Below are 25073 nucleotides of genomic sequence, written 5' to 3'. Positions count from 1 at the left end.
TCGGTTTTAGTCATTACGGCGGATGTGGGCCGGGGCGGCGGCGGTCAGAAGCAGTGCTCGTCGGCGGGGAAGACCCCCTCCGCCACCTCGTGCGCATATTGGATTGCGGCCCGACGCAATTCCCCGCCTACGTCGCCGAACCGCTTCACGAAGCGGGCGGCCTTGCCGCTGCTGACGCCCGCCATGTCCTGCCAGACCAGGACCTGGCCGTCGCAGTTCGGGCCGGCCCCGATCCCGACGGTCGGGATGGTCAGCTTGCCGGTGATCTGGGTGGCCAGTTCGGCCGGCACCATCTCCATGACGACGGAGAACGCTCCGGCCTCGGCGACGGCGATGGCGTCGGCGACGGTCTGTTCCGCTGCGTCACCGCGGCCCTGCACCCGGAAACCGCCCAGGCTGTTGACGCTTTGCGGGGTGAACCCGATGTGCGCCATCACGGGGATGCCCGCCGCGGTCAGGCAGGCGATCTGCTCGGCCACCCGCTCGCCGCCCTCGAGCTTGACGGCGTGTGCGCCGCCCTCCTTCATGAACCGGGTGGCCGACGCCAGGGCGGCGGCCGCACCCGCCTCGTAGCTGCCGAACGGCAGGTCCGCGACGACCAACGCGTGCCGGGCGCCGCGCACCACGCCGCGAACCAGCGGAATCATCTCGTCGATCGACACGGGCACCGTGGTGTCGTAGCCGTACACGACGTTGGCGGCCGAGTCGCCCACCAGCAGGACCGGGATGCCGGCCTCGTCGAAAATGCGGGCGGTCGAATAGTCGTAGGCCGTGAGCATGGCCCACTTGTGCCCTTCGGCCTTCATCTTCTGCAGGTGGTGGGTACGGATCTTGGGGAGCGGCTGCGCGTGCTCGGAGGCGCCTGCACCATAAACGTTCTGCTCAGACATCGTTGTCCCTAGTGGTGGTCGGGTCGATCCTCGTGGCCCGTGTCGGGTCCCCGGGTTCGTCTGACGGTGTCATTCTGCCATCTCTGCTGTGGCTTTGCACCGTCGGTGTGATGTGAGACATGCCATGCCCGGTGGCCGGTGGTGCCGCTCACCAGGATCTCAGCTTTCCTCTGGCAGCATATGTTGGCATGGGTCTGTCTTGCCGCGTCAAGGTCGCGCGCACGCTGCTGGTTTGGACAACGGTCGCTGCCGTAGCGCTCCTTCTCGCGGGCTGCGTGCGCGTCGTCGGTGGGCGCGCCGTTTTGGCCGAGCCGAAGCTGGGACAGGCGGTGGAGTGGACGCCCTGTCGCTCGGCGAACCCGAAGGCCAAGATTCCGGCCGGCGCGCTGTGCGGCAAGCTGGCGGTGCCGGTCGACTACGACCACCTCGACGGTGACGTGGCGACGCTGGCGATGATCCGCTTCCCCGCCACCGGGGACAAGGTCGGCTCGCTGGTGATCAACCCCGGTGGCCCCGGCGAGTCCGGTATCGAGGCCGCCCTGGGCGTCGTGCAGTCGCTGCCCAAGCGGGTCCGCGAACGGTTCGACCTGGTGGGCTTCGACCCCCGTGGGGTGGGGTCCTCGCGGCCGGCGATCTGGTGCAACTCCGACGCCGACAACGACCGGCTGCGCACGGAGCCGAATGTCGACTACAGCCCCGCGGGCGTGGCCCACATCGAGGACGAGACCAGGCAGTTCATCGGCCGCTGCGTCGACAAGATGGGCAAGAACTTTCTGGCCAACGTCGGCACCGTCAACGTCGCCCGGGACCTGGACGCGATCCGCGCGGCGCTGGGCGACGACAAGCTGACCTACCTCGGCTACTCCTATGGCACCCGCATCGGCTCGGCCTACGCCGAGGCCTACCCGGACAATGTGCGGGCGATGATCCTCGACGGCGCCGTCGACCCCAACGCCGACCCCATCGAAGCGGACCTGCGTCAGGCCAAGGGATTTCAGGACGCGTTCAACGGCTTCGCCACCGAGTGCGCGAAGCAGCCGACCTGCCCGCTGGGCACCGACCCGGCCAAGGCCGTCGACGTCTACCACAGTCTGATCGACCCGCTGGTCGACCCCGACAACCCGATGGTCGGCAGGCCGGCGCCCACGAAAGACCCGCGGGGACTGAGCTATAGCGACGCGATCGTCGGCACCATCATGGCGCTGTACTCGCCGACGTTGTGGCACCACCTGATCGACGGACTGAGCGAATTGGCCGACAACCGAGGCGACACCCTGCTCGCCCTGGCCGACATGTACATGCGCCGCGACGCGAACGGTCACTACACCAATGCCACCGACGCCCGGGTGGCGATCAACTGCGTCGATCAGCCGCCGATTACCGACCGCGCCAAGGTGATTGACGAAGACCGCCGCTCGCGGGAGATCGCGCCGTTCATGAGCTACGGCACGTTCACCGGCGACGCCCCGCTGGGCACCTGCGCATTCTGGCCGGTGCCGCCAACGAGCAAGCCGCACACCATCTCGGCGCCCGGCCTGGCGCCGACCGTGGTGGTGTCGACCACCCACGATCCGGCGACGCCGTACAAGGCCGGGGTGGATCTGGCCAACCAGCTCCGCAGCTCGCTGCTCACCTACGACGGGACCCAGCACACGGTGGTGTTCCAGGGCGACGGTTGCGTCGACAACTACGTCACGGCGTATCTGGTCGGCGGCGCCACGCCGCCGAGCGGCGCAAAGTGCTAGTGCGCGTACGGGTCTGACGCCGAGCGCAATCCGACGCGCCGCGTGAGGGGCGCAGACGAGACCAAGGCGTAACCGTTTCGCGCCGCTTCGGGTACCCGAAGCTGACACGATGACTGCCATGTCGCGCCTGAGATCCTTGAGCTCGGCGCTGCTGTCATCCGGGCTGTTGCTCGGGCAATCGGCGATGGGACCGCCGGTGGCGGGCGCCACCCCGGAACCCGATGCGGGGCAGACGCCGGCCCCGAGGGCGTCGGTCACGGCGCCGCAGCCGTGGGGGAGTTGCGGTCAATTCGCCACGGACACAAGCGAAATCCCCACCGCGCAGTGCACCACGGTCTCGGTGCCGGTCGACTACGACAATCCGGGGGCGACGCAAGCCAAACTGGCGGTGATCCGCGTTCCGGCGACCGGTCAGCGGATCGGCTCCCTGCTGGTCAATCCGGGCGGTCCCGGTGGGTCGGCGGTCGACATGGTGGCCGCGATGGCATCGAACCTGGACGGCACCCCGATTAGGCGCAACTTCGACCTGGTCGGCTTCGACCCGCGCGGGGTGGGCCACTCGACCCCGGCGTTGCGCTGCCGCTCGGACGCCGATTTCGACGCTTACCGGCGTGAGCCGATGGTCGACTACAGCCCGGCGGGTGTGGCGCACATCGAGCAGCTCTACCAGCAGGTGGCCCAGCAGTGCCTGACCCGGATGGGGACCGCGTTTCTGGCCAACGTCGGCACCGCATCCGTCGCGCGCGACATGGATGTGGTCCGCCAGGCGCTGGGCGACGACCAGATCAACTATCTCGGCTACAGCTACGGCACCGAGCTGGGCGCGGCGTACCTGGAGAGGTTCGGTTCGCACGTCCGGACCATGGTGCTCGACGGCGCGATCGACCCGACCGTCGGCCCGGTCGACGAAAACGTCCAGCAGATGGCGGGATTCCAAACCGCTTTCAACGACTATGCCGCGGACTGCGCGCGCTCGCCGGGCTGCCCGCTGGGCACTGACCCGGCCCAGTTCGTCAACCGCTACCACGCCCTGGTCGACCCGTTGGCCGCCAAGCCGGGCCGCACGTCGGACCCGCGCGGCCTGAGCTACGCCGACGCGACCACCGGCACCATCAACGCGCTCTACACCCCGGCGCACTGGAAGTACCTGACCAGCGGCCTGCTCGGGCTGCAGCGCGGCACCGACGCGGGCGATCTGCTGGCGCTCGCCGACGACTATGAGGGCCGTGACCGCAACGGGCACTACACCAACGACCAGGACGCCTTCAATGCGATCCGGTGCGTCGACGCGCCCACGCCGAAAGACTCGGCGAGCTGGGTCTCCGCCGATCAGCGCATCCGCCAGGCGGCCCCGTTCCTCAGTTACGGGCGATTCACCGGAAACGCGCCCCGCGATCTGTGCGCGCTGTGGCCGGTGCCGGCGACGTCGACGCCGCACGCCGCCTCGCCCGCGGCTCCGGGCAAGGTCGTCGTCGTCTCCACCACGCACGACCCGGCCACCCCGTATCAGGCCGGCGTCAACCTGGCGCACCAGCTGGGCGGCACGCTGATCACCTACGACGCGACCCAGCACACCGCGGTGTTCAACGGCGACCAGTGTGTGGACGCCGCCGTCATGCGCTACATCGTCGCGGGCACGTTGCCGCCCGCGTCCTACCGGTGCGAGTCCTGACCGGACTGAGCCCTAGCCCGCTCCGATACCGGCCATGGTGAGCACCACTAGTACGAGGGTGGTCACCGCCAGCACCCCGTGGGCGCCCACGATGGCGACGGGAAAGGAACGCTCCGGCGGGTTGTCACCGGAGCCCCCGGCCGGCTGCTGGCTGCCGGGGGCGGCCGCGGCCTGGCGGGCGCGGTAGCTGGGCACCCATCGCGCGAACATGGTCAAGCCGCCCACCGCGGCCAATGCCAGCAATACCAATGCCGCCCAGCCCACGGGGCGGCTGTCCGCCCCCAGGTAGATGATCCAGAGCACCAGCCCGGCCGCCGCGAGGAGGAAATGCCCGAAGATCAGTGCGGGCGGGAACCTGGTGGCGCTTGTGCGCCGATGCCCGCCGCCGCCGACCCACTGGGCCAGCAGGTAGAAGCCGCCGCCGGCGGTCAGGATCCATAAAACGAGTGCTGCGATACCCATGATCGTTCCTTCCTGGGCCGGTGGGGAATCAGGAGCGGAAAGCTTCGGTTTGGTCGGCCTCGCGCGCGACGCGGACGCCGTAGCGGTAGGACAACATGCCGCCCAAGAAGCCCGACACCGTCAACACGGCGAGGCCGACGGCCGACAGCACCAGCGGCCCCAGCGCGACTGCGGCGGGGTCGCCGTAGCTGCCGTGGCGCCAGATGAAGTTGACCGCGTAGGCGACGACGATGGCGGCGTTGAGCGTCATGTGTAGCAGCGCGACCCGGAAGGCCCGCGTGCCGCCGGGGATGGCCAGTAGATCCAGCAACCCGATCATTGCGGCCAGCAGCGCACCGATGACACCGATCGCGATCAGCCATTCCGAGCCCTGGGCCAAGAAGCCGGGGGTGGTCACAATGTGCGACGCGATGTCGAACACCAGGCTGCTGACCCAGGCACCGATCGGCACCGTCACCAGGATGGGATGGAAGGGGTGTCCATAGGGCCCGGCCAACACGGCGCTGACCGGTTCTTTGGCCTGCTCGACTTCGGTGGCCATCGCGCCCTCCGTGTGGTCGTTTGCGCTAGCCGAGGTGGGTCGGATGAAGCAGGTGCTTCGCGCGCGCGACGGCTACCCGCTTCGCGTGTGGCTAAACGTGGTCAGCGCCAGACCACCGGGACTCGTTTGGCGGGCGTCGGTCGGCCCGCCGGGCCGCCCCTCGCGCGAGACACGGCGCGGCGCCGCCGTCGACCACAGGAGGCCGCCCGCGTGTTTCGCGATAGTGCCTGGTCAACGCACACCGGTAGCGGCTCGGTAACACGGATTTAACAGCTGTTGCCTACTGTTTGGTTATGGATCGCCAGAAGGAATTCGTCCTCCGCACGCTGGAGGAACGGGATATCCGCTTCGTTCGGCTGTGGTTCACCGATGTGCTCGGTTTCCTCAAGTCGGTCGCCATCGCCCCGGCCGAACTCGAAGGCGCCTTCGAAGAGGGCATCGGCTTCGACGGATCCTCGATCGAGGGCTTCTCGCGGGTCTCGGAATCCGACACCGTGGCCAACCCCGACCCGTCGACCTTCCAGGTGCTGCCGTGGGCTTCCGGCGGCCACCACCACTCGGCGCGGATGTTCTGCGACATCACCATGCCCGACGGCTCGCCGTCCTGGGCGGACCCGCGCCACGTGCTGCGCCGCCAGCTGCAGAAGGCCAACGACCTCGGGTTCTCCTGCTACGTCCACCCCGAAATCGAATTCTTCCTGCTGAAGCCGGGCCCGGACGACGGGTCGGTGCCCGTCCCGGTCGACAACGCCGGCTACTTCGACCAAGCGGTGCACGACTCCGCCTCCAACTTCCGCCGCCACGCGATCGAGTCGCTGGAGTTCATGGGCATCTCGGTGGAGTTCAGCCACCACGAGGGCGCGCCGGGGCAGCAGGAGATCGACCTGCGGTTCGCCGACGCCCTGTCGATGGCCGACAACGTGATGACGTTCCGCTATGTCATCAAGGAGGTCGCGATCGAGAACGGCGCCCGCGCGTCCTTCATGCCCAAGCCGTTCGGGCAGCACCCCGGCTCGGCGATGCACACCCACATGAGCCTGTTCGAGGGTGACGTCAACGCGTTCCACAGCCCCGACGACCCGCTGCAGCTGTCCGACGTCGGCAAGTCGTTCATTGCCGGGATCCTCGAGCATGCCTCCGAGATCAGCGCGGTCACCAACCAATGGGTCAACTCCTACAAGCGGCTGGTGCAGGGCGGTGAGGCGCCCACGGCGGCGTCGTGGGGAGCGGCCAACCGGTCCGCGCTGGTGCGGGTGCCGATGTACACCCCGCACAAGACGTCGTCGCGGCGCATCGAGGTGCGCAGCCCCGACTCGGCCTGCAATCCCTACCTGACGTTCGCCGTGCTGCTGGCCGCCGGGCTGCGCGGGGTGGAGAAGGGCTACGTGCTGGGCCCGCAGGCCGAGGACAATGTGTGGGACCTGACGGCCGAGGAGCGGATCGCGATGGGCTACCGCGAGCTGCCGACCAGCCTGGACAGCGCGCTGCGCGCCATGGAGTCCTCCGAACTCGTCGCGGAAACCTTGGGCGAGCACGTTTTTGACTTCTTCCTGCGCAACAAGCGCACGGAGTGGGCCAACTACCGCAGCCACGTCACGCAATACGAGCTGAGCACCTACCTGTCGCTGTAGCCGACGGCGCCGCCTTACCCCTGCTCGGCGGGCGGTTTGCGATACCGTCGTGGTCGTGACCAAACCCGCGACCCAGCGCCCACGGCTGCCCAGCGTGGGCCGGCTCGGCTTGGTCGATCCCCGGGCGCACGATCGCCTGACGGAGCTGGGTTGGTACGACCGCGACGACCAGGCCCACGTCGACCTGCTGTGGTCGCTGTCGCGCGCCCCCGACCCCGACGCCGCGCTGCGCGCCCTGATCCGGCTGGCGGAGAACCGCGACACCGGCTGGGACGAGCTCAACGCCGCCCTGCTCACCGAACGCCCGCTGCGGGGGCGGCTGTTCGCGGTGCTCGGCTCGTCGCTGGCGCTGGGGGATCACCTGGTAGCCCACCCGCAGTCGTGGAAACTGTTGCGGGGCAGGGCCAGACTGGCCACGCATGACGAGCTGTGCGCGGCGTTCACCGACTGTGTCGAGGATGCTTCCGCCGATCCCGGTTCGGTCGTGGCACGCCTGCAATCGTTGTACCGCGACCAGCTGCTGGTCCTGGCCGCGCTCGATCTGGCCGCGACGGTCGAGGACGAACCGGTGCTGCCGTTCACCGTGGTCGGTGCCCAGCTGTCGGACCTGGCGGATGCCGCGCTTGCCGCCGCCTTGCAGGTGGCCGAGGCCAGCGTGTGCGGCGACCGCACGCCACCACGGCTGGCGGTCATCGCGATGGGCAAATGCGGTGCCCGCGAACTGAACTACGTCAGCGACGTCGACGTCATCTTCGTCGGTGAGCGCGCCGACCCACTGACCACCCGGCTGGCCGGCGAGATGATGCGGGTGGCGTCGTCGGCCTTCTTCCAGGTGGACGCCGGGCTGCGGCCGGAGGGCCGCAGCGGTGAGCTGGTCCGCACCGTCGAATCGCACGTCGCCTACTACCAGCGCTGGGCGAAGACGTGGGAATTCCAGGCGTTGCTGAAAGCCCGTGCCGCCGTGGGTGATCGGGAGCTCGCTGAGCGTTACCTGACCGCGTTGATGCCGATGGTGTGGGTCGCTTGCGAGCGCGAGGATTTCGTCGTCGAGGTGCAGGCCATGCGCCGCCGGGTCGAGCAGCTGGTGCCCGCCGACGTCCGCGGCCGCGAGATCAAACTCGGCAGCGGCGGGCTGCGGGACGTGGAGTTCGCCGTGCAGCTGCTGCAGCTGGTGCACGGGCGCAGCGACGAGTCGCTGCACGTGGCCTCTACGGTGGACGCGCTGGACGCGCTGGGCCAGGGCGGCTACGTCGGCCGCGAGGACGCGGCGAACCTGACGGCTTCCTACGAGTTCCTCCGGCTGCTCGAGCACCGGCTACAGCTGCAGCGGCTCAAGCGCACCCACCTGTTGCCGGAGGCAGAGGATGAGGAGGCGGTGCGCTGGCTGGCGCGCGCCGCGCACATCCGGCCCGACGGGCGCCACGACGCCGCGGGCGTGCTGCGCGAGGAGCTGCGCCACCAGAACCTGCGGGTGTCGCAGCTGCACGCCAAGCTCTTCTACCAGCCGCTGCTGGAGTCGATCGGCCCGGCCGGCTTGGAGATCGGGCACGGGATGACGCCCGAGGCCGCCGAACGGCAGCTCGCCGCGCTCGGCTACGAGGGGCCGCAGACCGCGTTGAAGCACATGTCGGCGCTGGTCAACCAGAGCGGCCGGCGTGGTCGCGTGCAGTCGGTGCTGCTGCCCAGGCTGCTGAACTGGATGTCGTACGCCCCCGATCCCGACGGCGGGCTGCTGGCCTACCGCCGCCTGTCCGAGGCGCTGGCCGGGGAGAACTGGTATCTGTCCACGCTGCGCGACGAGCCGGCGGTGGCCAAGCGACTCGTGCACGTGCTGGGCACCTCGGCGTACGTGCCGGACCTTTTGATGCGCGCGCCCAGGGTGATTCAGGACTACAGCGACGGCGCGGCCGGGCCCAAGCTGCTCGAGACGGACCCCGACGCGGTGGCTCGGGCGTTAGTCGCCTCGGCCGGCCGCCATCCCGACGCGGTGCGCGCGATCGCGGCCGCCCGCACGCTGCGCCGCCGCGAGCTGGCCCGCATCGGCTCGGCCGACCTGCTCGGCTTTTACGAAGTCACCGACGTGTGCCGGGCGCTCACGTCAGTGTGGGTCGCCGTGTTGCAGGCCGCGTTGGACGCGATCATCCGTGCGAACCTCCCTAAGGGCGGCAAGGCGCCGGGGGCCATCGCGGTGATCGGCATGGGCAGGCTGGGCGGCGCCGAGCTGGGCTACGGCTCCGATGCCGACGTGATGTTCGTGTGCGAGGCGGCGGCTGGTGTCGAGGACTCGGTGGCGATCCGCTGGGCGACGACGGTCGCCGAGCAGGTGCGCACCCTGCTGGGCACGCCCAGCGTCGACCCTCCGCTGGAGGTCGACGCCAACCTGCGGCCCGAGGGTCGGCAGGGTCCGCTGGTGCGCACGCTGGGCTCCTACGCCGCGTACTACGAGCAGTGGGCCCAGCCCTGGGAGATTCAGGCCCTGCTGCGCGCGCACGCGGTCGCCGGCGACGCGGAGCTGGGCCAGCGGTTCTTGTTGATGGCCGACAAGACGCGCTATCCGCCCGACGGCGTGTCCGCCGAGGCGGTGCGGGAGATCCGGCGCATCAAGGCCCGCGTCGAGTCTGAACGGTTGCCGCGCGGCGCCGACCCCAACACGCACACCAAGCTGGGCCGCGGCGGACTGGCCGACGTCGAGTGGACCGTGCAGCTGCTGCAGCTGCGGCACGCGCACGAGATTCCGGCCCTGCACAACACCTCGACGCTGGAGTGCCTCGACGCGATCGCCGCCGCCGACCTGGTGCCCGCCGAGGAGGTCGAGCTGCTGCGCCAGGCGTGGCTGACCGCCACCCGGGCCCGCAACGCCCTGGTGCTGGTCCGCGGCAAGCCGACCGACCAGCTGCCGGGGCCTGGACGCCAGCTCAACGCGGTCGCGGTGGCCGCGGGCTGGCCGACCGACGACGGCGGGGAGTTCTTGGACAACTATCTGCGGGTGACGCGGCGGGCAAAGGCCGTGGTTCGGAAGGTGTTTGGGAGTTGAGTCAGGAGGCCGGCGCGTTGGACGCCATATTCGAGGTGCTCGACGCGGCGGAGGCTGACCGTGTGACAGCGCTCTACGCCCCGTTGGCCGACGCCGTGCGTGAACTGGTCGACGCCACCGTCCGGACCGAGGTCGACGACGAGGTCGTCGCCCGGGCGCGATCCGCGATCGAGGCCGTCACCGAGTCGTTGCGGCAACGGACCCGACCGGTCGGGGTCAGCTACCAGGTCAACGACCGGGCGCTGCCGCTGGGCAACGCCGCGATCGGGGTGTGCAACCCGGTCGCGCCGCCGATCGTCGTGCGGCACGAGGGCGGCGGGCGCTGCTGGAGCGAGTTCGTCCTCGGGGTGGCATACGAGGGGCCACCGAAACTGGTGCACGGCGGCGTCAGCGCCCTGGTGCTCGACCACATGCTCGGAGAGGCCGCCAGTGAGGGGTTGTCCAAGCCCCGTTTCACCGGAACCATCACCGTGAAATACCTGCGCGGCACCCCGCTGGGCCCGCTTCGCTGCGATGCGTGGGTGGACCGCAAGGAGGGCATCAAAGTGTTTGCGCGCGGGACGATTTCGGATGCCGCGGGGGTCACGGTTGAGGCCGAGGGCGTCTTCATCGAGCCGGCGTGGGCGCGGGACGTGCAATGAAGTTCTACATCAGCAGCGCATTCCTGGACACCCGGGAGATCATCGAGCTCGCCAGGGCCGCAGACGAACTCGGATACGACGGCATCGGCATCCCCGACCACGTCCTCAACCTGGAGACCCTGGACACCCCGTACCCGTACACCAAGGACGGGCAGCGACGGTGGCAGCCGTTCACCGACTGGCCCGATCCGTGGGTCCTGATCGGCGCGCTGGCGCAGGTCACCACGCGGGTGCGGTTCGTCACCACCGTTTACATCCCGGCGATGCGAAATCCGTATTCGGCGGCGAAAGCCATTGGCACCGCTGCCGTTTTGGCGTCGGGCCGGGTGGAGCTCGGCATCGGCGTGGGCTGGTGCCGTGAGGAATTCGCGTTGATGGGCGAGCGGTTCGAAGCCCGCGGGAAACGGACCGACGAGATCATCGACTTGATGCGTGCGCTGTGGCAGCCGGGCTGGGCGGAGTTCGAGGGCGCGTTCTTTCGGGCACCGCGGCTGGAGATGGAGCCGACCCCGCCGCCGATACCGGTGTACGTGGGCGGGCTCAGCGACATTGCGCTGCGCCGCGCCGCGCGCAACGAGGGCTGGATCGGCGATCTGATCAACACCGAGCGCGCCCTTGACGCGGTGGGCCGGCTGCGGGAGATGCGGGCCGAAAACGGTTTGTCCATGGACCGTTTCACCGTTCTGACACCGCTGACCGACGCGTTCACCACCGCCGATTATCGGCGCGCGGAGGCCGCCGGCATCACTGGGATCATCACGATGCCGTGGATGTTCTACGCCGGGCCCGACGCCAGCCTGGACGACAAGATCGACGGGATGCGACGCTTCCGCAAGGACTTGGGGCTCGACGGCTAGGCGAGCAGGCGCGGCCCCAATTCCTGCCGAAATTGCTTGCTTTTGCGTCTGCTCGCGAGGGGACGGCGCGCCAATTCCGACTCGACACGCGACAGTAGAGCTAGGCTGCCGGTGTGAATCTGGAGAAGGTGGTTTTTGGTTTCTTTGTGATGCTGGCAGCGACCTTGAACTTCGGTTTCTTCGTCGGCGACGTCGGGGATCCCAAGCTGCACAACTCCTGGGAGCTCTTCCTTGCCCTCGTCGTCGCTCTCATCACCACGGTCCTGAAGTTCGGTGACCGCACCCAGCTCGGTGCGGTCCACCTCGCGGCCAGCCTCGTCGCGCTGCTCCAGCTCGTTGCCGCGGCCGCGATGTGGGTGTATGCCACCCACGTATCCGTCGCCGGACTGGACCGACATGCGACCGCGAGTGTGGTGTCCCTGTCGGGCGGGGCGTTGCTGGCCAACATCGTCTCCGTCACCCTGCTCGTGGTCGAGACGGCGTCGTTCCGGCGCCGGTAGTCGATGCCGAACTTGTTGCACCTGTTTCCGTTCTGGACCCGACGGCGGGTGAAACCGCGGCGCAAGCCGATCACCGTTCCGACGGCGGTACCGACCACCGATGTGATCTTCCTCTTCATGCGGCGCATGCGGGCGCCGCTGATCGTCGTGATCACGATTTTCAGCATCTGTACCGCCGGGCTGATGTTCATGCCGGGCGTCGACGCGCATGGAAACCCATACCGGCTGACCGTTTTCGATGCCTTCTACCAGATGACCATCACGCTGACGACGGTTGGCTACAGCGAGCTGCCCGGCGCCTTCAGCTACCCGCAGCGGATGTGGCTGTCGCTGTCGATTTACCTGGTCGTCGTCAGCTGGGCCTACGCCATCGGGGTCTTCTTCTCGGTGATCCAGGACGCCGCTTTCCGGGACGCCATCGCGGCCCAGCGGTTCCGTCGCCGGGTCCGCCGGATGGTTGAGCCCTTCTTCGTCGTCGCCGGTTACGGGGACGCCGGCCGGGCCGTCGGCTCCGAGCTCGACGAACAGCGGCGCCGGTTCGTCGTCATCGACAAGCAGGAGGCCAGGGTCCAGTCGGTGATATCCGAGCAGCTCAGTTTCGACGTCCCCGCGGTCGAGGGCAACTGCGCCATACCGGCGATGCTGGGCGTGGCCGGGCTGGCGCATCGCGACTGTGAGGGTGTGCTCGCCCTGACCAACGACGACGACGCGAACCTCGCCGTCGTGATGACGGTATCGCTGCTGCGGCCTGAAGTGCCGGTCCTTGCCCGTTGCACCGACCACCGAATCCAGGGCTGGATGGAGCATTTCTCCCCGGCCGCCGTCATCAACCCCGACGATCGGTTCGGCGACTACCTCGCGCTGTCGATCCATCGGCCGGTCAACCATCAGCTGCTGCGCTGGCTGATGGACAACGACCAAGCCGAGTTACCGCCGGTGCGCGGCGGCCTTGCGGCCGGCCGTTGGGTGGTGTGCGCCGAGGCCGATTTCGGGCGCGATCTCGTCAGCACTCTGGCTGCCATCGGGGTCACCGCGGAACTCGCCGACCCGGCCGGCGGCGAAGTGGACGTCTCCGATGCCGTCGGATTCGTCGCGGGCACCCGCAACGACACGGCCAACATCGCCATGGCCGAGCGGGCCCGGCTCACCAATCCCGACGTCTACCTCGTCGTCCGCCAGCGGACGAGCGCTAACACCTCCCTGCTCGACGCCGTGCAGATCGACTCGGTGTACATCGCGACCGAACTCGTCGCCCGCGAGGTCCTCGCCCGAATTCTCACCCCGGTGTTTTGGAGCTTCGTTGAACATGCCTTCCGGCGCGACGAGCGGTGGGCCACCGAAGTGCGTGAGCACTTGCGGGATCGCTGCGGCCGGTGCACACCCGAGCGTGCCGCCATCGTGCTCTCCGCTGCGCAGGCCCCGGCTATTGCGGACTGGTTGCACCGCGGGCGCACCCTGACGATCGGGGACCTCATGCGCCGGCCCGATGACCGCGACGCTGCGCTGCCGCTGGCCGCGCTGGTCCTCGTCCGCGCCGGCGAGCCGCGGTTCATGCCGGCCCCGGATACCCCCCTCGCCCTCGACGACCAGGTGCTCCTCGTCGGTAAGCCCGAGGGGTTGTCCCAGGCGCAAGAGATCTGCCACTATCCGGCGACCGTGGAGTACCTGGCCACTGGCCGCGACGTCGCCTTGACGTGGGTGTGGGGGAGGCTCACCTCTCGGCGCCGCAGCAGGACGACCTGAGCGGATCACCGCGCCCTGCTCTTCGGCTGCTCGCGAGGGGACTGGACCCCATTACACGTCGCAGTAGAGCGCGAAAGCTACGGCCCGTTCACCGGAAGCGCCCCGCGAGATTTGTGCGCGCTGTGGCCGGTGCCGGCGACGTCGACGCCCCACGCGGCGCCCCCGACTGGCCCGATCCGTGGGTCCTGATCGGCGCGCTGGCGCAGGTCACCACGCGGGTGCGGTTCGTCACCACCGTTTACATCCCGGCGATGCGAAATCCGTATTCGGCGGCGAAAGCCATTGGCGCCGCTGCCGTTTTGGTGTCGGGGCGGGTGGCGCTCGGCATCGGCGTGGGCTGGTGCCGTGAGGAATTCGCATTGATGGGAGAGCGGTTCGAGGCCCGCGGGAAACGGACCGACGAGATCATCGACTTGATGCGGAAGCTGTGGCAGCCGGGCTGGGCGGAGTTCGAGGGCGCGTTCTTTCGGGCACCGCGGCTGGAGATGGAGCCGACCCCGCCGCCGATACCGGTGTACGTGGGCGGCCTCAGCGACATTGCGCTGCGCCGCGCCGCGCGCAACGACGGCTGGATCGGCGGCTTGATCGAGACGAGCGGGCCCTTGACGCGGTAGGCCGGCCGCGGGAGTTGCGAGCCGAAAACGGTTTGTCCATGGATGATTTCACGATCCTGACGCCGCTGACCGATGCATTCACCACCGCCGACTACCAACGCGCCGCCGACGCCGGCATCACCGGCATCATCACCATGCCGTGGATGTTCTACGCCGGTCCGGACGCGTCGCTGGCCGACAAGATCGATGGTATGCAGCGCTTGCGCAAGGACTTGGCGCTCGACGGGTGATTCCGGGCCTTCTCGCCTTCTTGCCTTCTTGCCTGGTGTCGCGACACATAACCTATGGCGACGACACGCCGCAGACCTTCGCCATAGTTTATGTTTGACGAGCGCCGCACCGAAACCCCTTGCCGGCCTGGCAGAATCCCCGGCATGCCAGGGAACACCGGCGGGGTGCGTCCGGCGTCCGCAGCGGATGCCGAGGCGTGCCTCGCAATCTATCGCCCGTATGTCGAAGACACGGCCATCAGCTGGGAAATTGAAGTGCCGAGCGTAGGGGAGATGGCCGCCCGCATCACCGCCGCCCACGAATGGCTGGTGCTCGAACGTGGCGATCAGACCGTAGGTTTCGCTTACGGCCACGCGCTTCTACGCCTGCCCAGCTTCCAGTGGTCGGTCGAGACCGGAATCTATGTCGACCTCGGCCATCACCGCACGGGCGGCGGTCGCCACCTCTATACGCGACTGCTGCGCCGGCTCGCGGAGCGCGGCTACCGCAGAGCTTTCGCCGGAATCACCCAACCAAACGAGGCTAGCAACGGTTTTCACCGATCATTCGGGTTTCAAGACGCCGGCCTGTACCGGCGCGTCGAATGGAAACACGGCCGCTGGCACGACGTCGCGTGGATGCAACTCGACCTGGCCGGCGCAGCCGACCCCGACGAGCCGCCCGGCCCGATCGTGTGATCGGTTAGCGGCCGCCGCCGGCACCGCCACCGACGAAGCCGCCGCCGGCACCTCCGCCGAAGCGGCCGCCGCCGGCACCTCCGCCCACGCGGCTCCCGCCGCTCCCGACCATTGTTTGTGCGGTGCTGATTGTCATGCGCGAGAAGTTAACCCCGGGTCCGTAGCGGACGCAAGGGTTTTAAATTGAACTTTCGGATTCGACAAACGCGCGGCCCGTTTTCGCCCTCCACGACTGGCGTACCTAGCCGAAGGGGCCCGCTGCGGCGTCGGCCGTTTCCATCGTGGTGGCTGAATTTCGGCGTCGGGTGGGCCATCGCGGGGTGGCGTTCTCGTGAAAACCCTACTTTCGGCCCAGGGTCTGGGCAGTATGTCTGACTGGCGGCCTGTCCGGAGCAGAACGTCCCAGACATCAAAAGGCAAAGGACTGCGAGATGAGTCATAAGGTGCGTCGTGGTGGTGCTGTGGGCTTCGGATTGGCTGCCGGCTCCATACTGGCCGCCGGATGGATCTCGGTGGCGGCAGCGCCCACCGCTGTGGGCACTGCTCCCGCAGCCCCGGCTCCAGTTCCGGCGGATCCCGTCACGAAGGAGCCGCCCCCTGCGACGGGGGCTCCGGCCCCGGCTGAACCGGCGGCTACGGCCGAGGCGACTGCGAAAAGCGCTCCGCCTCCTGCCTCTCCGGCGCCGGCAGCTGGGCCATCCGGGGCTCCGACCCGGCAGCTGCCCGATGGTCCCGGCGCCGGTGCCGGACCGAGCGCCGGTCCCAGCGCCGGCCCTCTCCCAGGGCGATTCGGTCCCGGTGCCGGCAATGGCCCCGGTTCCGGTCCTGGGGCGGGAGTCGGTCCCGGTCGTCGTGCCGGGCCTGGCCGGTAATTCGAGCCGTCGACAGTGGACTACTTCGCCTGTTCGTCGACGCCGACCTCGGGGCACTCCCAATTGCCGGCCGTGTTCTTCGCCGCGTCGCTGTCGGCGATGTGCTCCATCCTCTTGAGCGAGATGACATGCGAGGCATCGGCATTGACGATGACGGCGAATCCCGCGGCCGGGGCCCATCGCGCCGGCACCAACACCCAGCGGTCGTTGTGGACGGCCAGCGAACGGAAACATTCGTAGCGAAGAAACGTTGACTTCGCCGACGGGTCGCTGCCCAGCGGCGCCCAGCTCACTTTGATCTGATTGCCCAGCAGCAGCGGCAGATCCTGCTTGGCTTCCACGTCCAGAACGACGACATTTTCGCGCGACCACAATCCCGCGTTGGTGTTGGTCGCGAGGTCGTGACCACGAAACGTCGCGAAAATGTCAGCCACCCAAAACAACGCCACGACGATCGCGCCGGCCGCCACCACGAAGCTGCCCCTTTCGGCGGCCGCGAACGGTCGCGGCGCATCGGGAGCGCGGGTTCCCGCAAGCAGCCACAACCCGACCACCAACAGGGCGGCACCCACGCCGAGCGCCAACGGCGTCACTGCGTCGACCTGAATCGGGGCCCAGTCCGGCTTGGTGAGGCCGACGATGGCCCTGGCCACGCATATCGCGCCGACGACGAGCGCGACCCATGCCAATCTGCGTAGCGACCGCGGTCGGCGCTCGGATTCCAATAGGCGACGCAGGTAGTCGGCCGCCCAGAGCATCATCACCCAGGTGAACAAGCCCACGACCAGCGGCACGTACAGCGCCGGAAGGCTCTTGACCACGTAATCGGACGTCGTGAATCCAATTGCGTCCGTGTCGATTCCGAAGTACGAAAAATACGTTCGGGTCGCGACGTAACCATAGAAGTAGCACAGCGAGGTGATGATGGTGGTCGGCGCGATGAACAACCCCACGACGCCGATCCACTTCGGGAGGGTGCGCGAACCCTCCACTTCGTCGCTCACGGTGTCGGAACCTGAGTCGGTGTAGTCAGAGCCGGTGACGGCGATGTGCCGGTTGGCGCGGTGGTCATCGTCGTAGAGGGCAGAGGTGTCGTCACGCTCGTCGTCGGTGGCGTTCCCGTGGTGAGCGGTGGCGGCTTATAGACGGAGATGGTCGAGCTCGAAGTGGTCGTGTGCGTAGTCGACGACACCGACGATGAGGTCGTCGGCGGCGCCTTGGTGTCGGTTCCACAGGAGGTCGCCCAGAGCGTCGCGGCGGCGGCCATGAACGTTGTGACTACCGCTCGGCCTGCCGAGAGCTTCGAGTCGGTCGGCGTCATTGCAACCTCCGCGCGCGGTATCCCCGTGGAACGTGATACTCCCACCTCGGCGGTCAAACGAGGGGCGTATCGCGGGATTCCGGCCGTCAGCACAAACGAAATCACCCGCGCGGCGGCCGCCACGCGGGTGATTTCGTTGACGGATCACACGTCGTAGTACAGCGCGAACTCGTACGGGTGCGGTCGGATCTGGACCGGCATGATCTCGTTCTCGCGCTTGAAGCTGATCCACGTCTCGATCAGGTCGGGCGTGAAAACGCCTCCCTCAGTGAGGTATTCGTGGTCCTCTTCGAGCCGGTCGATCACCGCGGACAGCTGGGTGGGCGCCTGTGGGATGTTGGCGGCCTCCTCCGGCGGCAACTCGTACAGGTCCTTGTCGACCGGGGCCTGCGGCTCGATCTTGTTCTTGATGCCGTCCAGCCCGGCCATCAGCATCGCCGAGAACGCCAGGTAGGGGTTGCCCGACGAGTCGGGGCAACGGAACTCGAGGCGCTTGGCCTTCGGGTTGCTGCCGGTGATCGGGATGCGGACACAGGCCGAGCGGTTGCGCTGGCTGTAGACCAGGTTGATCGGCGCTTCGTAACCCGGGACCAGCCGCTTGTAGGAGTTGACGGTCGGGTTGGTGAACGCCAGCAGCGACGGGGCGTGGTGCAACAGGCCACCGATGTAGTGACGCGCGGTGTCCGACAGGCCGGCGTAGCCGGTCTCGTCGTACATCAGCGGGCTGCCGTCCTTCCACAGCGACTGGTGGGTGTGCATGCCGGAACCGTTGTCGCCGAACAGCGGCTTGGGCATGAAGGTGACGGTCTTGCCGTTCTGCCATGCCGTGTTCTTGACGATGTACTTGTACAACTGCATGTCGTCGGCGGCGTGCAGCAGCGTGTTGAACTTGTAGTTGATCTCGGCCTGCCCGCCGGAACCCACCTCGTGGTGGCCCTTCTCCAGGATGAAGCCGGATTTGATCAGATTCGACAGCATCTGGGCGCGCAGGTCGACGTAGTGGTCGACGGGCGCGACCGGGAAATACCCACCCTTGGGGCGCACCTTGTAGCCGCGGTTGGGGCTGCCGTCGTTTTCGGTCGGCTCGCCGGTGTTCCACCATCCCGAGATCGCGTCGACCTCGTAGAAGGAACCGTTGGTGCGCGAGTCGAAGCTGACCGAGTCGAAGATGTAGAACTCGGCCTCGGCGCCGAAGTACGCGGTGTCGGCGACGCCGGTGCTGATCAGGTAGTTCTCCGCCTTGCGGGCGATGTTGCGCGGGTCGCGCGAGTAGGGCTCGAGCGTGAACGGGTCGTGCACGAAGAAATTCAGGTTCAGCGTCTTGTGCTCGGTGAACAGGTCGATCCGCGCCGTCGCGGGGTCGGGCAGGAGCAGCATGTCGGATTCGTGGATGGACTGGAACCCGCGAATCGACGAGCCGTCGAAGGCCAGGCCGTCCTCGAAGACGCTTTTATCGAAGAACGAAACCGGAATCGTGAAGTGCTGCATGATGCCTGGCAAGTCACAGAACCGTACGTCGACAAACTCGACGTCCTCGTCCTTGACGAGTTTGAAGACGTCGTCGGGCGTCGTTTCCGTCACAGAAATGCTCCTTTACTGGTGAGATCCGCGGCCTGACGCTATGGAGCAGATGTTGCCCGGCAGTCAACCCCATGTTGCGCGCACGTTACGCGACCCACGTTGTTCACAAAAGAGGCGCCGTCGCGGCGGGCTCTATTGTGGGGCCATGGACCGCTGGATCGTAACCGTTCCCGTGCCCTGGCGCAGCGTTCAGTCGGGGTTCTGGAACCGGCCGGTTGCCGCGGCGAAGCAAGGTCCCGGTCGATGACGCCGGATTCACCGCCCACCTATCCCGGCGAGCGGCTCGGACTGCCGCAAAGTGGACCGGGTTCCCTGGCCCCGATGGGCCGCAGGCTGGGCGCCCTGATGGTCGACTGGCTGATCTCCTACGGCCTGGCGGCGCTGGCCCTGCGCCTCGGCGTCTTCTCCGAACACACGTTGGCGACGGCGGTGCTGGCCATCTGGTTCGTGCTCGGCGTGGTTTCGGTGCGGCTGTTCGGCTTCACGCCGGGGCAGTTGGTGCTGGGTCTGCAGGTGGTGGCGGTCGACGGTCGGGCGGGCGTCGGCATCGTCCGCGCGGTGGTGCGGGGCGTGCTCGTCGGGACCGTCGTCCCGGCGTTGTTCACCGACTGGGACGGCCGCGGCCTGCAAGATCGGCTGACGGCAACGGCTGTTGTGCGGCGCTGACCGGCTGACTACTTGCGGCGCACGGTGCGCTGCACACCGCGCATCTTGCCGGCGTTGGGGAGCGGCCCCTTCGGCAGCACGGCGGCGCCGGCCCGCGTTCCCAGCGCGGCCAGCCGGGACTCCAGCGTGTCCATCTGTTTGACGGTGATGTTGGCCGGCAGGCGGTTGAGGTGGCGCTCCAACTTGGACAGCGGGACCTCGTCCTCGCCGTTGCCGACGATGAAGTCGTAGATCGGCACGTCGCCGATCAGCCGCGCGGTGCGCTTCTTCTCCTGCGCCAGCAGCGGCCGGAGCCGCGCCGACGACCCTTCGCCGACCAGGATGACGCCGGGCCGGCCGATGACTCGGTGCACCGCGTCGAGGTGGCCGGTCGCCGCCACCCCCGGCGTCACCCGCCACTTGCCCCGCAGGTTGTCCAAAGCCCATGCGGCCGCGCCGGTTTGGCCCTCGGCCTTGCTGTAGACGCTCTTCTGCGCGCGGCGGCCGAAGATGATGAAGGCCACCAGCCCGCCGAGCACCACGCCCAGCGGAATCAACGTGATCATCGTCAGCCCGCCGGCCCACACCCCGACCGCCACGGAGACGGCGACGATCAGCACAAAGGCGCCGATCATGTAGGGCAGCAGCCGCTTGTCCTCGCGGCGCTGCAGGTTGAACGCCTGCCACAACTGGGCGCGGCGCTCTTTGGCGGCCGCCTTGCGCGCGGCCTGCGCCTGGGCCCGGGCGGCCTTGTTCTCGGCGGCGGTGCGGGGTTTAGCCATAGTCAAAGGATACGTACCGGCGCCGCTGAACAATCGGGCCTACGGCGCCCCGGCATCAAAGGGCGCGGGTGCGCGCGGCTTGCTCGTAGAGCCGACCCGCCCGGTAGGACGACCGCACCAGCGGCCCGGCCAGCACCCCGGAGAAGCCCAGCCCCTCGGCATGCCGGGCGAACTCGACGAATTCCTCGGGCCGCACCCAGCGCTCGACCGGGTGGTGACGCGTCGACGGGCGCAGGTATTGGGTGATGGTGACGATGTCGCAGCCGGCGCCCCGCAGGTCGGCCAGGGCGGTGCGCACCTCGTCGGGTGTTTCGCCCAGCCCGAGGATGAGGTTGCTCTTGGTGACCAGCCCGAAGTCGCGCGCCGCGGTGATGACGTCGAGGCTGCGCCGGTAGCTGAAGGCGGGCCGGATCCGCTTGAAGATCCGCGGCACGGTTTCGACGTTGTGCGCCAACACTTCCGGGCGTGCCTCGAACACCTCGGCAAGCCGCGCGGGCGCGCCGTTGAAGTCGGGGATCAAGAGCTCGACACCGGTCGACGGGTTCTGTTCTTTGATGGCGCGCACCGTCTCGGCGTACAGCCAGGCCCCGCCGTCGGGCAGGTCATCGCGGGCCACCCCGGTGATGGTGGCGTAGCGCAGCCCCATGGCCCGCACGCTGTCGGCGACCCGTCTGGGCTCGTCACGGTCCAGCTCCGCGGGCTTTCCGGTGTCGATCTGGCAGAAGTCGCAGCGCCGGGTGCACTGGTCACCACCGATCAGGAAGGTGGCTTCCCGGTCCTCCCAGCACTCGAAGATGTTGGGGCAGCCGGCCTCTTCGCAGACCGTGTGCAGTCCCTCGCGGCGGACCAGGCCCTTCAGCTGGGTGTATTCGGGCCCCATCCGGGCCCGGACCTTGATCCATGGCGGTTTGCGCTCGATCGGGGTTTGCGCGTTGCGGACCTCGAGGCGCAGCAGCTTGCGGCCTTCGGGTGCGACAGTCACATGGCTGATGCTACGCGCGTGGCCGGGTGTTCCCGGACCGGAAGTGCCCCGTCGAGGGCGTCACAGACGGCGTCGGCGATGGCCGCGCGGACCTCGGCGACAGTCACCGGACGCCGCAGCTCGGCCGTCAACGACGTCACGCCGGCGTCGGTGATGCCGCACGGCACGATCGCCTCGAAAGCGTGCAGGTCGCAGTCGCAGTTGAGCGCGAACCCGTGCAGGGTGGTGGCGCGCGAGACCCGCACGCCGATGGCGGCGACCTTGCGGTCGGGCCGGCCGGCGGCCCCCGGCACCCACACCCCGGACCGGCCGTCCACCCGGCACGTCTCCACCCCCAGGTCGCCGCACACCTTGATCAGCGCCTCCTCGAGGCGCCGGACGTACTTCACCACGTCGAGCGGCTCGCCCAGGCCGATGATCGGATACCCGACCAGTTGCCCCGGGCCGTGCCAGGTGATCTTGCCGCCACGGTCGGTGTCGACGACGGGGGTGCCGTCCACCGGTCGTTCGTGCGGCTCGGTGCGCCGCCCCGCGGTGTAGACCGGCGGGTGCTCCATCAGCAGCAGCGTGTCGGTACCGCCGGCGACCCTGGCGTCGGCCAGCTCGCGCTGCAGCTGCCAGGCGGTGCGGTATTCGACGGTTCCGAGCTGGCGGACGTCGATCACGGACCGGCTGGACCGGATGGAATCGATCACGTTCGCGACGGTACTCGCCGTGCAGCCGTGCCGCAGGCCGGGACCCGCTAGGCCGCTAATCGTGTTCGCGCCGGGCGGTCGCGTAGCCGAGCGCCTCGCCAATGGTGTTGTGATGGAACTGGAAACCGGCCCGTTCCAACGCGGACGGGATGGCGCGCTGGCCGACGAGGACGCCCTCGTCGGCGAACTCGCCGAGCGCGGCCCGCACCGCGAAGCCCGGCAGCATCAACGGCGTCGGGCGGTTGACCGCGCGGCCGAACGCGGTGGTGAATTCGGCGTTGGTGACCGGTGCGGGCCCGGTCATGTTCACCGGGCCGGACAGCGTGGTGTTGGAGATCGCGAACAGCAGTGCCCGCACCTCGTCTTCCAAAGTGATCCAGGACATATATTGACGGCCGCTGCCCAGCCGGGCGCCGAGGCCCGTATTGAACAACGGGCGCAACCGCCCCAACGCGCCGCCCGCGGGCGCGAACACCAGCCCCGTGCGGGCCAGCACCACCCGGGCGCCGCCGTATTGGGCCGGCAGCGTGGCGGCTTCCCAGTCCTCGCACAGCTGGGCCAGGAAACCCCTTCCCGCCCGGTCGTTCTCATCCACCACGCGGTCTTTGGTGTTCCCGTAGTAGCCCACCGCGCTGGCGTTGACCAGTGTCGCCACACCGGCTTCGGCGACGGCATGCGCCAGGACTTCGGTGGGCGCGATGCGGCTGTCCCGCAGGCCCTGCTTGAAGGCGCCCGACCAGCGGCGCTGGCCGACGTTGACGCCGCACAGATTGACGACGGCGTCGACGCCGCTGATCGCGTCGACGTCGATTTCGCCGCTTTCGGGGTTCCAGTGCAGTTCGTCGGAATTCGACGGTGCCCGGCGCACGATGCGCAACACCCGGTGGTCGGCTGCACGCAGCGCCGCGGTCAAGGCGGATCCGATCAGGCCGGATGAACCCGCTATCGCGATGACCGGCTTGGCCACGGTTCGCCAGCCCTCCTAAAGACCCAGATCGGCCTCGAACGATCCCTCTTCGAGCCGCTGCTTGATCGTGGTGAGGAAACGTCCGGCATCCGCACCGTCGATGAGCCGATGGTCATAGGTCAGCGGGAGGTAGCAGACGGAGCGGACGCCGATGGACTCGTTGCCGAACTCGTCGACGATCACCCGCGGCCGCTTCACGATCGCCCCGGTGCCCAGCATGGCGGCCTGCGGCGGAACCAGGATGGGTGTGTCGAACAACGCGCCCTGGCTGCCGATGTTGGTGATGGTGAAGGTGCCACCGGACAGCTCGTCGGGTTTCAGGTCGCCCGACCGGGCGCGCGCCGCGATGTCCGCGATGGCCCGGGCCAGGCCGGCCAGCGACAGGTCGCCGGCGTTGTGGATGACGGGGGAGAGCAGGCCCTGCTCGGTGTCGACGGCGAAGCCGAGGTGTTCGGCGTCGTAGTAGGTGATCTCCTTGGTCTGCTCGTTGTAGCTGGCGTTGATGTTGGGGTGGATCTTCAGCGCGTCGATCACCGCCCTGGCGATGAACGGCAGGTAGGTCAGGTTGACCCCCTCGCGTTCGGCGAACGCGGACTTCGCCCTGGCCCGCAACCCGACGATCCGGGTCATATCGACCTCGTGCGTCTGGGTGAGCTGGGCGGTCGCCTGCAAGGACTCCCGCGTCTTGTTCGCCGTGAGCTGGCGGATCCGGCTGGCCTTCTGCGTGGTGCCGCGCAGGTGCGCCAGCGCGGGCGCCGGGGTCGCCGCGGGTGCCGGGGCCGCCTTGCCGTCCACGGCCGGCGCGGCGGGTGCCTTCGCGGGCGCCGTCGGGGCCTGCTGCTGTCGCTTCTGCTCCGCCGCGGCGAGCACGTCCTGCTTGCGGATGCGGCCACCGACGCCGGTGCCGGTGATCTGCGCCAAGTCGATGTCGTTCTCGCTGGCCAGTTTGCGCACCAGTGGGGTCACGTACGGCGCGCCGTTGGGACCGGAGCTGCCGGCCGCGGCGGCTGGTTGCGCTTGCGCCGGTTGGGTTTTCGGAGCGGGCGCCGGCTCGGGCCGCGAAACCGGCTGCGGTTCGGGCCTCGCCTCGGCCTTGGGTGGTTCGGGTGCCGGCTCGGGCTTGGGTTCCGGTTTGGGAGCGGGCGGGGGCGCGGCAGCGGACGCGGCCTCGGAACTGCTGCCGATCCGCGCCAGCTCGCCGCCGACCGGCACGGTGGTGTCCTCCTCGGCGGTGATGCTGACCAGGACGCCGGCTACCGGTGACGGGATCTCGGTGTCGACCTTGTCGGTCGACACCTCCACCAGCGGCTCGTCGACTCCCACCGAGTCGCCGACCTTCTTGAGCCAGCGGGTCACCGTCCCCTCGGCCACCGACTCGCCGAGCTCGGGCATCAGCACCGGCGTCGCGCCGCCGACACCGGAACTCTGGGGGGCGGGCGCGGGCTCGGGTCGGGCCGGGGCCGCCGCTTCGGGCTCGGGCTCCGGTTGGGCCGGCGGGGCGGTTTCGGCCTGCGGCTCGGGCTGGCTGGGCGTCTGCGGGGTCGCCTGTGGACCCCCACCCTCGGACGCGTCGCCGATGACGGCCAGTTCGCCGCCCACCTCGACGGTGTCGTCCTCCTGGGCGACGATCTTGGTCAGGACACCGGCGGCCGGCGACGGGATTTCGGTGTCGACCTTGTCGGTGGACACCTCGACGAGGGGTTCGTCGAGTTCGACCGTGTCGCCTTCCTGTTTGAGCCAGCGGGTGACAGTCCCCTCGGTGACGCTCTCACCGAGTGCCGGCATCTGGACGGAGAAGGCCATCGTCTTTGACTCCTCGGTCGCTCGTGGGTCGGGGTGGATCGAACATCTTGCTAGCCGTTCGAAGTAGCTAGTTCAAAACTATCCTGTCACTGCGTCCGCGCCCGCACACATCCAGGGCGGACCGCGCGCGGTTGCCGGGACGGCCCGAACACCCTTGCTACGGTGTGGCCACTGCAGTTCAAGCGGG

General features: G+C 68.7%; 21 protein-coding genes and 2 pseudogenes. 13 read left to right on the top strand and 10 right to left on the bottom strand.

The features are described from left to right. Window positions 1-44 precede the first annotated feature (44 nt). Window positions 45-890: a 3-methyl-2-oxobutanoate hydroxymethyltransferase gene (gene panB, locus KXD96_RS18920; protein ID WP_260738743.1), complete on the bottom strand. Its 846-nt coding sequence runs from the start codon at window positions 888-890 to the stop codon at window positions 45-47. Between the two features lie 188 nt (window positions 891-1078). On the opposite strand from panB, the gene KXD96_RS18915 reads away from it, so the two are divergent. Then, window positions 1079-2635 (top strand): alpha/beta hydrolase, encoded by a 1557-nt coding sequence (locus KXD96_RS18915; RefSeq protein ID WP_260738741.1) that lies wholly within the window; start codon window positions 1079-1081, stop codon window positions 2633-2635. A 109-nt stretch (window positions 2636-2744) separates the two neighbouring features. Then, on the top strand, window positions 2745-4307 hold the full coding sequence (locus tag KXD96_RS18910) for an alpha/beta hydrolase (RefSeq protein ID WP_260738739.1): 1563 nt from the start codon (window positions 2745-2747) through the stop codon (window positions 4305-4307). A gap of 12 nt (window positions 4308-4319) precedes the next feature. On the opposite strand, the gene KXD96_RS18905 is transcribed toward KXD96_RS18910, so the two are convergent. Both KXD96_RS18905 and KXD96_RS18900 read right to left on the bottom strand, forming a co-directional pair. Then, entirely contained in the window at window positions 4320-4769 is a 450-nt protein-coding gene (locus KXD96_RS18905) for a hypothetical protein (protein WP_260738737.1), read from the bottom strand. Between the two features lie 28 nt (window positions 4770-4797). Further along, a complete protein-coding gene (locus tag KXD96_RS18900) occupies window positions 4798-5310 on the bottom strand; it encodes a DUF2231 domain-containing protein (RefSeq protein ID WP_260738735.1) in 513 nt (170 codons plus the stop codon). Between the two features lie 293 nt (window positions 5311-5603). On the opposite strand from KXD96_RS18900, the gene KXD96_RS18895 reads away from it, so the two are divergent. From KXD96_RS18895 to KXD96_RS18860, 9 genes and pseudogenes are all read left to right on the top strand, one after another. After that, the gene (locus KXD96_RS18895) at window positions 5604-6941 is read left to right on the top strand and encodes a glutamine synthetase family protein (RefSeq protein WP_260738733.1); all 1338 of its coding nucleotides are present in this window, start codon (window positions 5604-5606) and stop codon (window positions 6939-6941) included. Between the two features lie 49 nt (window positions 6942-6990). Continuing rightward, on the top strand, window positions 6991-9975 hold the full coding sequence (locus tag KXD96_RS18890) for a bifunctional [glutamine synthetase] adenylyltransferase/[glutamine synthetase]-adenylyl-L-tyrosine phosphorylase (RefSeq protein ID WP_260738731.1): 2985 nt from the start codon (window positions 6991-6993) through the stop codon (window positions 9973-9975). Beyond that, a complete protein-coding gene (locus KXD96_RS18885) occupies window positions 9972-10616 on the top strand; it encodes a PaaI family thioesterase (RefSeq protein ID WP_260738729.1) in 645 nt (214 codons plus the stop codon). Before KXD96_RS18890 ends, KXD96_RS18885 begins: the two co-directional genes overlap by 4 nt. Then, window positions 10613-11473 carry a TIGR03619 family F420-dependent LLM class oxidoreductase gene (locus tag KXD96_RS18880; protein WP_260738727.1) on the top strand — a complete coding sequence of 287 codons (861 nt, stop codon included), beginning with the start codon at window positions 10613-10615 and terminating at the stop codon, window positions 11471-11473. The genes KXD96_RS18885 and KXD96_RS18880 overlap by 4 nt, the downstream gene beginning before the upstream one ends. A gap of 113 nt (window positions 11474-11586) precedes the next feature. Beyond that, the gene (locus KXD96_RS18875) at window positions 11587-11973 is read left to right on the top strand and encodes a DUF6394 family protein (protein ID WP_260738724.1); all 387 of its coding nucleotides are present in this window, start codon (window positions 11587-11589) and stop codon (window positions 11971-11973) included. A gap of 3 nt (window positions 11974-11976) precedes the next feature. Beyond that, complete coding sequence (locus KXD96_RS18870; RefSeq protein WP_260738722.1) at window positions 11977-13716, top strand: NAD-binding protein; 1740 nt, start codon at window positions 11977-11979, stop codon at window positions 13714-13716. A 75-nt stretch (window positions 13717-13791) separates the two neighbouring features. Then, window positions 13792-13887, top strand: a pseudogene (locus KXD96_RS28795) (hypothetical protein); the annotation flags it as partial. After that, window positions 13881-14560, top strand: a pseudogene (locus tag KXD96_RS18865) (LLM class flavin-dependent oxidoreductase); the annotation flags it as partial. The pseudogenes KXD96_RS28795 and KXD96_RS18865, both read left to right, overlap by 7 nt. Before the next feature lie 90 nt (window positions 14561-14650). After that, window positions 14651-15238, top strand: a complete 588-nt coding sequence (locus KXD96_RS18860) for a GNAT family N-acetyltransferase (RefSeq protein ID WP_260738720.1) — start codon at window positions 14651-14653, stop codon at window positions 15236-15238. Window positions 15239-16130: 892 nt separating this feature from the next. Here the strand turns inward: KXD96_RS18860 and KXD96_RS18855 are convergent. After that, entirely contained in the window at window positions 16131-17114 is a 984-nt protein-coding gene (locus KXD96_RS18855; RefSeq protein ID WP_260738718.1) for a hypothetical protein, read from the bottom strand. Between the two features lie 147 nt (window positions 17115-17261). Between KXD96_RS18855 and KXD96_RS18850 the strand changes: the two genes are divergently transcribed. Beyond that, a complete protein-coding gene (locus KXD96_RS18850; protein WP_260738716.1) occupies window positions 17262-17588 on the top strand; it encodes a hypothetical protein in 327 nt (108 codons plus the stop codon). On the opposite strand, the gene glnA is transcribed toward KXD96_RS18850, so the two are convergent. Then, window positions 17576-19012 (bottom strand): type I glutamate--ammonia ligase, encoded by a 1437-nt coding sequence (gene glnA / locus KXD96_RS18845; protein WP_260738713.1) that lies wholly within the window; start codon window positions 19010-19012, stop codon window positions 17576-17578. The genes KXD96_RS18850 and glnA overlap by 13 nt on opposite strands. Window positions 19013-19255: 243 nt before the next feature. Here glnA and KXD96_RS18840 point away from each other — a divergent pair, with 243 nt between their 5' ends. Beyond that, window positions 19256-19678, top strand: a complete 423-nt coding sequence (locus KXD96_RS18840; protein ID WP_260738710.1) for an RDD family protein — start codon at window positions 19256-19258, stop codon at window positions 19676-19678. An 8-nt stretch (window positions 19679-19686) separates the two neighbouring features. On the opposite strand, the gene KXD96_RS18835 is transcribed toward KXD96_RS18840, so the two are convergent. The 5 genes from KXD96_RS18835 to sucB are packed head-to-tail and all read right to left on the bottom strand — an operon-like array spanning window position 19687 to window position 24886. After that, window positions 19687-20439: a DUF4191 domain-containing protein gene (locus tag KXD96_RS18835; protein WP_260738708.1), complete on the bottom strand. Its 753-nt coding sequence runs from the start codon at window positions 20437-20439 to the stop codon at window positions 19687-19689. A 55-nt stretch (window positions 20440-20494) separates the two neighbouring features. Further along, window positions 20495-21421 (bottom strand): lipoyl synthase, encoded by a 927-nt coding sequence (gene lipA, locus KXD96_RS18830; RefSeq protein ID WP_260738706.1) that lies wholly within the window; start codon window positions 21419-21421, stop codon window positions 20495-20497. Continuing rightward, complete coding sequence (gene lipB / locus KXD96_RS18825) at window positions 21418-22116, bottom strand: lipoyl(octanoyl) transferase LipB (protein WP_260738703.1); 699 nt, start codon at window positions 22114-22116, stop codon at window positions 21418-21420. Before lipB ends, lipA begins: the two co-directional genes overlap by 4 nt. Window positions 22117-22171: 55 nt before the next feature. Further along, the gene (locus tag KXD96_RS18820; protein WP_260738700.1) at window positions 22172-23083 is read right to left on the bottom strand and encodes a TIGR01777 family oxidoreductase; all 912 of its coding nucleotides are present in this window, start codon (window positions 23081-23083) and stop codon (window positions 22172-22174) included. Between the two features lie 15 nt (window positions 23084-23098). Continuing rightward, on the bottom strand, window positions 23099-24886 hold the full coding sequence (sucB, locus tag KXD96_RS18815; RefSeq protein WP_260738699.1) for a 2-oxoglutarate dehydrogenase, E2 component, dihydrolipoamide succinyltransferase: 1788 nt from the start codon (window positions 24884-24886) through the stop codon (window positions 23099-23101). Between the last annotated feature and the right edge of the window lie 187 nt (window positions 24887-25073).

It is taken from the genome of Mycobacterium sp. SMC-2, from assembly GCF_025263485.1.
Classification (GTDB): domain Bacteria; phylum Actinomycetota; class Actinomycetes; order Mycobacteriales; family Mycobacteriaceae; genus Mycobacterium.
The sequence above is the reverse complement of the archived record's forward strand: the minus strand, read 5'-3'. Positions and strand labels throughout refer to the sequence as shown.